This window comes from Acidimicrobiales bacterium (assembly GCA_035533095.1).
GTDB lineage: Bacteria > Actinomycetota > Acidimicrobiia > Acidimicrobiales > Palsa-688 > DATLUM01.
Map to the genome: position 1 here is coordinate 1 of DATLUM010000139.1, position 10,547 is coordinate 10,547.

8 protein-coding genes are annotated in these 10,547 nt (G+C 67.1%); 6 read left to right on the top strand and 2 right to left on the bottom strand.

Annotated features, from left to right (window positions below; genetic code table 11):
* Positions 1-1,227: 1,227 nt before the first annotated feature.
* The 6 genes from VNF71_16465 (at position 1,228) to VNF71_16490 (ending at position 8,835) form a co-directional block, all read left to right on the top strand.
* The gene (locus VNF71_16465) at positions 1,228-2,706 is read left to right on the top strand and encodes a DUF3987 domain-containing protein (GenBank protein ID HVA76150.1); all 1,479 of its coding nucleotides are present in this window, start codon (positions 1,228-1,230) and stop codon (positions 2,704-2,706) included.
* Between the two features lie 11 nt (positions 2,707-2,717).
* Positions 2,718-3,131: a hypothetical protein gene (locus tag VNF71_16470; GenBank protein HVA76151.1), complete on the top strand. Its 414-nt coding sequence runs from the start codon at positions 2,718-2,720 to the stop codon at positions 3,129-3,131.
* The gene (locus VNF71_16475; GenBank protein HVA76152.1) at positions 3,128-3,325 is read left to right on the top strand and encodes a hypothetical protein; all 198 of its coding nucleotides are present in this window, start codon (positions 3,128-3,130) and stop codon (positions 3,323-3,325) included. The genes VNF71_16470 and VNF71_16475 overlap by 4 nt, the downstream gene beginning before the upstream one ends.
* A gap of 114 nt (positions 3,326-3,439) precedes the next feature.
* Positions 3,440-4,138 carry a DnaJ domain-containing protein gene (locus VNF71_16480; GenBank protein HVA76153.1) on the top strand — a complete coding sequence of 233 codons (699 nt, stop codon included), beginning with the start codon at positions 3,440-3,442 and terminating at the stop codon, positions 4,136-4,138.
* A 56-nt stretch (positions 4,139-4,194) separates the two neighbouring features.
* Positions 4,195-7,797, top strand: coding sequence for a PKD domain-containing protein (locus VNF71_16485; GenBank protein HVA76154.1), 3,603 nt, complete (start codon positions 4,195-4,197; stop codon positions 7,795-7,797).
* Between the two features lie 150 nt (positions 7,798-7,947).
* Positions 7,948-8,835 (top strand): DUF6011 domain-containing protein, encoded by an 888-nt coding sequence (locus VNF71_16490; protein HVA76155.1) that lies wholly within the window; start codon positions 7,948-7,950, stop codon positions 8,833-8,835.
* On the opposite strand, the gene VNF71_16495 is transcribed toward VNF71_16490, so the two are convergent.
* On the bottom strand, positions 8,795-9,679 hold the full coding sequence (locus VNF71_16495) for an IS1595 family transposase (GenBank protein HVA76156.1): 885 nt from the start codon (positions 9,677-9,679) through the stop codon (positions 8,795-8,797). The two genes, VNF71_16490 and VNF71_16495, sit on opposite strands and share 41 nt — an antisense overlap.
* 104 nt (positions 9,680-9,783) lie before the next feature.
* On the bottom strand, positions 9,784-10,281 hold the full coding sequence (locus VNF71_16500) for a hypothetical protein (GenBank protein HVA76157.1): 498 nt from the start codon (positions 10,279-10,281) through the stop codon (positions 9,784-9,786).
* Positions 10,282-10,547: the final 266 nt, after the last annotated feature.

Here is a 10,547-nt window from a genome sequence, read left to right on the forward strand (position 1 = left end):
GGTCGCGAGCGAGCGCACGTACGCAGCGGCGATTGGATCGGAGTTGGTCGGCCCCTCAAGCAACGTGTACGCCTCTGGGATGATCTCGATCAACGTCCGGACCACGGTGTCGAGTCCGCCGACGGCGTCGAGGGCCGCAAACGGATCGTCGAGGGCGCCGACGTACCGGCTGACCCATTCGTAGACGCGGAGTCCTTGCGCGAGGCGAGCCGGGTCGGTGCTCCGCGTGGCGCCCGCTGGGTCGGCAAGAAACGCGACAGCAACACCGGGTGCGTGGTCAAATTCGTGCGAGCTGCAAGAACAGTCTCGTGAGAGGTCACACCTCCCGGTTCAGCTGGAAGAGAGGAGGGAGGGCTACGGGCTCGTCGCACGACCACGCCCCGAGGATTGGCGTCAGGACGGTGGTGCCAGCGCCTCGTTGCCCTGCGACCTGGCGAGCCACGGCATGAGGATGCCGACCGATGAGGGATAAGGCGTCGCAGAGATGCGGCGGAGGGCGGTATGCCTACAAACGATCAATGCCCTCCGGGCCGAGGCCCGAGAAGGCATTGATCGGAAGGTTGGGACCACCCTTTGGACGAGGTTCGCCCGCCGGGCTCGACGACAATGGGCCGGCGGGCGGTCGTGTCAAGTTCCGGCTCTGACTCCCGTTTCCCGCCGTCCGCGAACGAGCCCAAGAGCTCGACCGGCTCCTACGGCAGGGGGCGCCGGAGGGTCTCATGGGTATCCGAAGGGAGTGCGGGGTGGGGGGCAAAACGATGGTAGGCCGCCCTTATGGTTCGCGAATTCACACAGACCCCCTATGGGTGCTCGTTGGGGGGTTTCCTTGGCAGAAACGGCCGCGGTACACGCACACCCCCCTCCATGTGAAACGGTGAACTGTAAGGAATTCAAGAAGAGAATTGGTCCTTACGGTTCGCTTACGGTTCGCAGTTCATCGCGAGCCATTGCCAACCTCGACTTACTACGGTTCGCAGGCCGTGCGAACCGTAAGCGAACCGTACGTGAACTCTAAGGCCGTGAATGAAACCGGGCAGGCTGCGGCGTTGCTCGGCACCAGCGCGCCATGTCATTTCAGCTCTGCGACCGCGGCGAGTTGCCGGCGTGTGGCGCGAGCGCGTCGTTCGGGTCGTCGCAGCAGAGGATCAAGTTGAGCCTTTGGCTTGACAAGCCCCAGATCCCACCGACAGTCGGGTGGAAGGACATCCATCACGTGAGGGACCTGCGATGACACAGCCGCCTTCGGTGCCCGACTGGGCGGCCGATGTGGACGCCTATTTCGGCCCTGACGCCGCGCCATCCCCGAGCGCGGTGGCCTACACGCCAGCGCCTTTGGACGACGACGCGGAGTGCGACCTGGCCGCATTCGCCAAGCGCCTCGGCCCGGCCCTGCCGACCGACGGGTGGCTGGCTGAGTACATCCGGGCCGCAGTGCCGCTGACCGCTGCGCCCCCCGAGTTTCACCTCGCGGCCGGTATCAGCGTGATCTCGGCGGTTCTGGGCAACCGCGTCTTCATCGAATCATGGGGCCAGCGCATCTACCCGAACACCTGGATGGTCATCGTCGCCCAGTCGGGGTTCATGAACAAGTCCACTTCCATCAACCTTGCCCGCAATCTCGTCAGCGACGCTGGGCTCGACCCCTTCTACCCGGAGGAGACCTCGCGGGAGGCCATGCTGGCGGAGTTCGCCAAGAAGCCCGCCGGCCTGTGGATCCACGACGAGTTTGGCGCGTTTCTGATGACCATCAGCCGCGACTACAACGCCGGCACGAAGGAGAACCTTACTGCTCTCTACGGCGGAGCCGACGTGTTCAAGCGGACGACGAAAAAAGATGGCGAGATTGTCATCCGGCGGCCGGCCATCAGCATGTTCGGTGCCACAACGATCGACTGGCTCGAGGACCGGGTTGGGGGCGCTGACCGGCGAGGTGGCTTTCTCGCGCGCATCCTCTTCGTCACCGCCGGGATCGAGGACAAGGCGACCGACCGCAATTTCACGAGGATGCCTCCGCAGGACCGCAATCGCCTCATCCTCGGCCTCCGAGCCATGAGCACCATCGGCGTTGGCGGACAGACCGGGACCAGCTCCGCGGAGGTCATGTTGACCCCCGAGGCCGATCAGATCGTGCGGGCCTGGTTTGCCGAGTGGGAGCGCGAGATCACCAACGGGACCAAGGGTCAGGACCTCCAAGCCTGGGCCGTCCGGCTGCGAACCTACGCCCTGAAGCTCGCGATGATCTTCCGGGCATCGAGCTGCGCCTTTGCCCCGCCGGCTGACGCGACCACGATTGACGCCACGTCAATGGAGCTCGCGATCGCCTACTGCCGTTTTGTCTGGAAAAACATTGTGCGACTTTTCGACGAGGACTTTGCCGACAACAAGGACGCTCGGGCAATGCGGATGATCTTGGAAAAGATCGGCCGTGGTTGCTCGCGGAGCCATGCCCTTAACCGCTCGCACATGAAGGCGTCCGACTTTAACCAGTATCTCGACACGCTTGTCCAGGGTGGCAAGGTCGTCCGACAAGAACGGTCGGCCTTGGAGCTCGGCTACCTGCGCCAGCGCAACAAGACAATCGAGTGGCTCTCTCAGGGACCGGATCACCCCGAGAGGCTGCTGCTGGCCGAGCGACAGCTTGCCGCGATCAGGGAGTCGTTCGGCACCGCGCCATCGATCTCGCTCGACCATGACGCGGCTGCGTGAGGAGCTGACAGATGGGCACGAACACGTACCGCCGGCTTTACGATGCCGAGCTCGAACGTACCGGATCAGCGAGCCGCGCCGCCGGGCGAGCCGTCCTCATCACCGGCGTCATGCGTGGCGTGGCCGACGGTCAACGGATCAGTAGCCGCGCGAGCTTCTTTCGCTACAAGGCGGTGCTCCGTGCGGCGCGGATCGCACCCGTGGAGACACCTGCCGCTCTGGCGTCGCTTGGACGCGATCTCGGCGTATCGAGCCGGGCCGGCCTCGCCCACCTCCTCTGGACCCTCAATAGCACCCGCTCCACGCCGGCACCGGAGAAGCGGTCCGTCGTCGTCATGGAGCAACGTCACGCGGCGATCATTGCGGACGCTCTCGCGCTGCTGCTGAGCCCTCAGGCAATACCAAACAAGGAGGTCGAGTCATGACTACCGCTACCGAGTTCCGAGCTGGCGTGTCCCACTTCGACGAGCGGCTGTGCTCGCGCCATCGGGCGCGTTTGGAGCTGATCCGCGCCCTCCGTGAGGTACGGGATGGGCGGTCTGGCAAGCGCTTCGATTACGCCTGCGCGGACTGCGGTGGCTACGGCGGCGTGGAGACCTACTGGGTCGCCGACAAGTAGGCCCAGGTTCTCTCGCGCGCACAGGCGCGCCTGCCTGCGCGCGCGCGTTGGGGACCATTGCGCCGGCACTGATGGACCAGGAACCGACGCTGGGACAGGCTCCGGAACAGGACGATGGAACAGCTCTTCGACGCCTACGCCACTCTCCGAGTCGCACCGACCTGCGACGCGCGTGCCATCCGGCGCGCTCGGCGGGCGGCGCTGCGCGCCGTTCACCCGGACCTCGGCGACCAGGCGAACGCGGCCGAGATCGCGCGGCGCACGCGTCGAGCTGCCGAGGTCAACCGAGCTGCCGACATCCTCCTCGATCCTTCCGCACGCGTCGCGCTGGACGAAGCTCTGGGTCGGCGGCAACCGCCGGTGGCACAGCCGGCATCGTCGCGAGCGACCCCACCCGCGGGCGAACAAATGACGGGCGCTCGGGCCACCGAGTCGCCGCCCCCGGCGTCGGTCCGCGAGAACCAACGAGCCGCCGGGATTGAGCGTCACGCGCCACGCTGCACTGATTCCCACCACGCGCGCACGGCGCTGCGGACGTGGGGTGGCCTTCGGGCCTTTCTGCGTCAGGACCGGCTCGGCCAATGGCTGGTCGCCCTGATCCTGCTCCTCCCGGTCCTTCTTACTTCGCGAGTGTCCGATCCGATAGGTGCGCTCAATGCCTGGCTGCTGCTGCTGGCCGGGCAGGCGTTCATCGCCCGCCGCGCCCATCACACACCGATCGCCGACCTGGCCTGGGCGGCGCGTGAAGTCGCGATCCGCCTGATTTCCCTGGTCGTAGACGCGATTCTCGTCGTTAGCAGCCCGGTCGCTTGACAGCTCGCCGAATCCGCTGAGGGTCCCTCCGTCAACACTGAGGGAGGACCGGCGCGATGTTCAGTTGGTTTTTGGAGCCCCGCCGACTGGGGCGCGTCGCGTTCGTCGTGGCGTCCGGGCTCGGCCTGCTCACGCTCGGGGGCTTCCTCGTCGTGGCAGCGCAGGTGGGTCTGCTGGGTTTCGACGCGGCGTCCTACTGGGCGGTCGGCGGACACCTCGGCACCCACCTCTACGACGGCACTGCCACCGCGGACGGCCTCGGCGTGTGGCGTTACGCGCCGATCGGCGCAGCGCTAATGGCACCGCTCAATGCCATCCCGTGGCCGATGTTTCTGGCCGGGTGGACGGCTTTGAACGCCGTGGCGCTCGTGTGGCTGCTCCGTCGCTGGGCGCTCGTCGCGCTGCTCTTTCCCCCCGTTCTCTTTGAGCTCTGGATGGGCAATGTCCACCTGCTCTATGCCGTCGCGCTCGTGTTTGTCTTCGAGCGGCCGGCCCTGTGGGCAATGTTCCTGTTGACCAAGGTGACGCCGGGCGTCGGCCTGCTCTGGCACGTGATCCGTCGCGAGTGGCGACAAGCCACCATCGCTTTGGGGGCAACCGGCGTGCTTGTTCTGGTCGGCTTGACGCTCGACTCGGGGGCATGGGCAGCGTGGGTCCATACCCTCACCACGACGACGGCGACGGTACACACAAATCACTTGCCCGGCTCGCTCGGTCAGCGGGTCGTGCTGGCAGCCCTCCTTACCGCGCTCGCGGCGTGGCGGGGATGGCGGTGGCTGCTCGTCGTGGCCGTCACACTCGCGCTCCCAACGGTCTGGTTCCACAGCCTGGCGATGCTCACAGCCGTCCCCGCGCTTGTACTGCGCGGCAAGGCCACCGTCTCGCCCGTTGATCTCGGGGTCCGATCCCCGTTCGTGCGCGGTCCGCACACGATGTTTCGACGGGTGTCGGTGGTCGCCATTTCGTCGGCCATCGTCCTTGCCACGACGTTGGTTCCGGTGGTGGCGAACTCAACGGTGAGCGGGGTTCTCTCGATCCCTGGTGTCTCGGACTCATCCGGCGGTCCGACCTTTAATCGCCTGACGCCGATTGTCGACCCAGTTGGTGACATCACGGTCACCATCACCCAGAACATGGTGGGCGACAACCTCGGCGTGTGGTGCGGCACGGGGCAGTACAACCAAGCATACGGCAACACTGTCGGTACGTACGTGTACCACACCGCCGGATTCAAGAGCTGCTTTGTCTACGGCTGGGCAGGTGGCTCCTACAACGCGGCCATGACGGGCGCGGGCACGTATGTGTACGCGCCGGACGTTCCCCCCACTACAACGCCGTGCGCACCGGACCTGGCGGTTGCGGGCAATGGCTCGCCCGCCCCGTTGGCCGCCTCCGCCGCCTTTGACGGCAATGAAACAACATCATGGGTCGGCCCTTGGGATGCACCGGCCACCGTGGAGTGGGATTTTTCGCGGCCCGCCACGATTTGCGAGTTCTACCTTCATCAAGCGACAACGGCCGCTGGCTGGCCGCTCACTCTCCAATCGTCCAATGATCGTGTCACGTGGACCACTGATTGGACAGAAAGTTCGAGTGCCGACTACAACGACGTGGTCCTGCCGATCCCGGTCACCGCTCTGTATTTCCGTGTCAACGGCGGGGTTAATTACGCTTCGTGGACCGTTTACACGCTCGACCTCTACGGCGCATTCGCACCCCTGGTACCGGCCTGCGGCGCAACGGCAACGACGACGAGCTCCGGCTCTGCCATTGCCCTTGACAACCCAACTGGCGCGCCACTCGCCTTCGACGGCTCGGACACCACCGCGTGGACGAGCGCGTTCGGGGAACCCGCTTACGGGAACGTCTGGATCGGCTGGAGCTTCACGACACCCCGCACGATCTGTGGCTGGGAGCTCCATCAGCCGGCCTACGGCTATGGTCTTGGTTCAGCCACGTCGGTCGCCCTCCAGTACAGCGACGACGGCTCGACGTGGACGACTACCGACCCGGCCGCACCAACAGGTTCCTTCATTGACCGGGCCATCGCCTCCCCCTCGGCCCACCGCTACTGGCGGGCCCTCGCCACCAGCGGTGACTACGTGTCGTGGACCGTTGATGAACTCATCCTTCGCGGCATCCCGGCCCCGGTGGCCGATTTCAGTGCAACTCCGACCGTCGTGCCCGTCGGCTCGACCGTGGCCTTCACGGACGCCTCCACCGGCGGGCCGACCTCCTGGGCCTGGGACTTTGGCGACGGTCAGAGCGCCACCATCCAGAACCCCACCCACAGCTACGCCGCCCCTGGCACCTACACCGTCAGCCTCACGGCGACGAACGATGGCGGCAGTTCGACGGCCACCAAGACGGCCTACATCGTGGCTGGCAATCCGTCGGCCACGACGCTTGGTCTGACTCCGGCCAGCGACTCCGGTGCTCTCGGTGACGGCATCACGAACGTCACCAGCCCGACGCTCGATGGCTCTACTGCGGCCGGCGCGGTCGTCGCGGTTACCGTTGATGGCGTGGCCGCTGGTGCTCCCACGGCCGCCGCCGATGGCACCTGGTCGCTGCTGATCGGCCCGCTTGCCGACGGAGCACATACAGTCACTGCTGCGGCCACCGACCCCTTTGGCACCGGAACGACCAGCACGCTCAATCTGACGATTGACACAACTGCCCCGATCGTGACCGTGCCGGCGAACGTGACCGTCGATGCGACCGGACCGTCCGGAGCCGCGGTCAGCTACACCGCGAGCGCCAACGATGCCGTCAGCGGCGCCCTGGTGCCGACCTGCTCGCCGTCGTCCGGAACGACCTTCCCCGTCGGCACCGCGACCGTCACCTGCTCGGCCACGGACGCCGCGGGCAACACCGGCTCGGCCACCTTCACCGTCACGGTGAACCCAATCCCGGCCCCGACGCCGGCTCCGACGCCAACTCCGACGGCCGCGCCGACGCCGGCTCCGACGGCCGCGCCGACGCCGGCTCCGACGGCCGCTCTGACGCCAACTCCGACGCCAACTCCGACGCCGGCTCCGACGGCCGCTCCGACGCCAACTCCGACGCCAACTCCGACGCCGGCTCCGACAGCCGCTCCGACGCCAACTCCGACGCCAACTCCGACGCCGGCTCCGACGGCCGCTCCGACGCCAACTCCGACAGCCGCGCCGACGCCGGCTCCGACGGCCGCTCCGACGCCAACTCCGACGCCGGCTCCGACGCCGGCTCCGACGCCAACTCCTATCGTGCTGTCCATCTCGTTTCGGGCGGTCTCTGAGGCGATGATCGGACAGAAGGTGGTCATCACGGTCACCGCCGAGGGCTGCCAAACGAGTTGCTTCTTCGCGTGGTTCGTGGACGGCGTGACCTTCGCGCCGGCCACGAGTTCGAAGGTGGCGACAACCTTGTCATCAGCCGCGCACGTTCAAGCCATCACCCTGGCGTTCGGTACGGCTGGCCGGCACACCGTGGAGGTGGTGGTCCACGACGGTGGGCGCACCCAGTCCGCGACGTGGACGATCGTGGTCATTGCTCCGATGCCCGCGACCGACACGGCACCGACTGGCGGCAGGACGAGCAATGTGCCTCTGATCCCGCTGGCAACGATCATGGTCTTCATGGCGGCGCTTGTTCAGCTCTGCCGACGGTTCGCGTGAGGGGGGTGCGGACTTTCGTGTTGGTCAATGACCAGTGTTGAGGCCACTCGGGCGCATAGGTCACCGATGAAACTCTTATTGGTCGCTACGCCGGGAGGCGCTTGACCCGATTAGTCCAGCATGGTTGGCGAGTGCCGCTATCCTTGACGCGTGACGCGCAGCCAGCACTCTCTCCACATGCTCCCTGCCTACCTACCCCCTCGCTCCGAGCGGGTCATCGCCCGTCGCGCGATGCTGACCTTCTCTGCCCGCCGCTCGCAGAGTGGATCGGGCAGCGACCTCGACCACCTCATCGGCCGCCCGAGGCATGTGCCGGGCTGGGCCGATGAGGCGATCCGGGCGCTGCGGCGAGCTGGCATCAGGTTCGGAGTGACCGGTGGTCTGGCCGCCAACAACTACATGCCGCCGCGCAACACCGACGACTTCGATCTCGCGCTGTGCCTTGCCGACCTCGTCGCGGCCGGGGAGGCAGCGACCGCCGCTGGATGGCAATACCTGGGTCCGCTCGCGCTCTACGGTGGGTTGGCCGGCACGGCTTGGAAAGATGCTGCCGACAATGAACTCGACCTGATCGGAGTGCCGGGCGTGTTGGGGGAGCAGGCGGTGGCCGAGGCCCAGGACAACCTCATCACCGCAGGGCTGCCGACGCTGACGCTGCCGTTCCTCGTCGTCCTGAAGTTGATCGCTGCCCGACCCCAGGACACCGCCGATCTGTCCCGGATGCTGGGACGGGCCGACGCCGCCGTGCTCAAGCGAACCCGGGCAGTGGTCGGACGCTTCCTTCCCGACGAGCTTCCGGAGGTGGAGCAGTTCATCGCCCTGGGGCGTCTTGAATACGCTCCGTCAGATCCGCAGGCCCCCAAAGGAGCGCCCTCCCGCACAAACCAGTCGGCCCGAGGAGAGGTGCGCTGCCGCATGTGCGGCAAGGTGTTGAAGGACGAAGCGGCGCGCCGGGCCGGCATCGGCCCTGACTGTGCCCGGAACGAGCGGCTCGGCCTCACCCGACGAGCTGGCCGAGGAGCGCCTCGAAGGCAGTAGTCGGCTGGCGTCGGAACTCGGAGCGGAAGGCGAACTCGCCGAGATAGGGCGCGTAGTCCGCCGGCGGCTTGTTGTAGGTGCCCAGGAGCCAGCGTTTGTAGCGGCTGATGGCCCCATCCACCGCCGGCGTCGCTCGTCCCGCGCCGCCCCTTTTGAGACCGCCGGCGGGATGCGGCACCCGACGCCAGAGGAACCCGGCCGCCGGCAGCCCGGCGTAGCCCGAGTGACCGTCGGTCACGACGGTCGAGCCAGGGGCGACGAGCTGGGCCAGGAGCGGCACGAGGGTCGCACCCCGACGATCGGCGATGACGACCATCCGTGTCCGGGTCGTGCCCTGCTCCGCCGCGACAAGCACGAGGCGCTTGGCGGTTCCGGCGACCTTCCAGCCCCGGACACCCGGCGTCACTCCGCCGACCACCATCTCGTCGGCCTCGATGACGCCGCCGAGAGGCGACAGCGGCAGCGTGGCCATCGCGTCGCGCAGCGTCGTCAGGAGCCGATGGGCGGTCTGCCGACTGGTCAGGCCGAACTGGCGGCCGAGGGTGACCGAGTTGAGGCCGGGCAAGGTGACCGCCAGGTAGGCCGCCCAGAACAGCGTCGTCAGGGGCAGCCGGAGGTGTTCGAGCCTCGTGCCGCTCGTAACCGAGACTTGGCGACCACAGGCTCGGCACATCATCTGTCCGCGCCGGGCTGTCACCCAGCCGTCCCTGCCACCGCAACCGGGACAGGCGAATCCGGCCGCCCAGCGGATCGAGGCGAGCCAGGCTCGGCAGGCAGCGTCATCCGGAAACGCGGCCTGGAACTGCGACAGGTTGCGGGGGAAGGGCTGACCGGTGACCAACACGCCGGCATGGTGCGCCTACTGGACTAATCGGGTCAAGCGCCCTCCGGGATGGGCAGCCACTCCAGTCTCTTCGACACGGAGGGGACGCCGGAGCCTGGTCGGGTTCAGTTTTCGAACGCCGGGAGTCGCATGGGCAGATCGAGGCCGTGGGCCGCCGCGGCGCGACAGATGAGCGCGGCGAAGATCGGGTACCAGGTCTGCGGTTCGAATCCGTCAAACCCATAACGTTCGATGTCGACGATGTCGAGTTCGATCAGGCGGCGCAGTGGGGCGGGGCGGTGCTCGAGGATCGCGCTCGCGACGTCCGTGCGACGACCCGGGACCGGCCGCCGCTCATTCGGTCGGCCGGTCAGGAGGGCGGCCAGATTGTACGTCGTGACATGGACCGCCGCGGCCGGTGTCGGCGGCCAGCCGCGGTCGAGCCGCACGAGCACCACATCCGCCCGGGCCGGCAGGCCCAGGAGGGCCAGGCGCGCCTCGAAGGTGAGTTCCGGGGTGAGGAAATCGTACGCCTTGAACACCTCAAAGGCCGCGAGCGCCAGGCGATCGTCAAACGTCTCGGGCTCTTCGCTATAGAGGGCGATGAACGCATAGGTGGCCATGAGCCGAATGAGCTCGTGACTATTGTGCGTCCGACGGGCGCCCCCGATGCGGCCGCGCAGCATCCGCTCCGTCTGACTGATCGCGAGCCTGTTCCGCGTCACTTCGCATACTCGATCGGGAGCGGTGGGCAAGAAGTCGCCCTTCGACCAACACGGAAGTCCGCACCCCCCGCGTGAGAGCTGATCGCCACAAGCTGAAAGCCAATTCCCCAGCCGTTTGGCCGAGGTCTTGTACTGAGGTGTAAGTGGTGCGACCTATCTATTGG

Excerpts from the sequence above, each read along its gene's own strand:
- VNF71_16500 (HVA76157.1), bottom strand. The coding sequence starts at position 10,281 with ATGGCCACCTATGCGTTCATCGCCCTCTATAGCGAAGAGCCCGAGACG.
- VNF71_16480 (HVA76153.1), top strand. The coding sequence starts at position 3,440 with ATGGAACAGCTCTTCGACGCCTACGCCACTCTCCGAGTCGCACCGACC.
- VNF71_16470 (HVA76151.1), top strand. The coding sequence starts at position 2,718 with ATGGGCACGAACACGTACCGCCGGCTTTACGATGCCGAGCTCGAACGT.
- VNF71_16465 (HVA76150.1), top strand. The coding sequence starts at position 1,228 with ATGACACAGCCGCCTTCGGTGCCCGACTGGGCGGCCGATGTGGACGCC.
- VNF71_16475 (HVA76152.1), top strand. The coding sequence starts at position 3,128 with ATGACTACCGCTACCGAGTTCCGAGCTGGCGTGTCCCACTTCGACGAG.
- VNF71_16485 (HVA76154.1), top strand. The coding sequence starts at position 4,195 with ATGTTCAGTTGGTTTTTGGAGCCCCGCCGACTGGGGCGCGTCGCGTTC.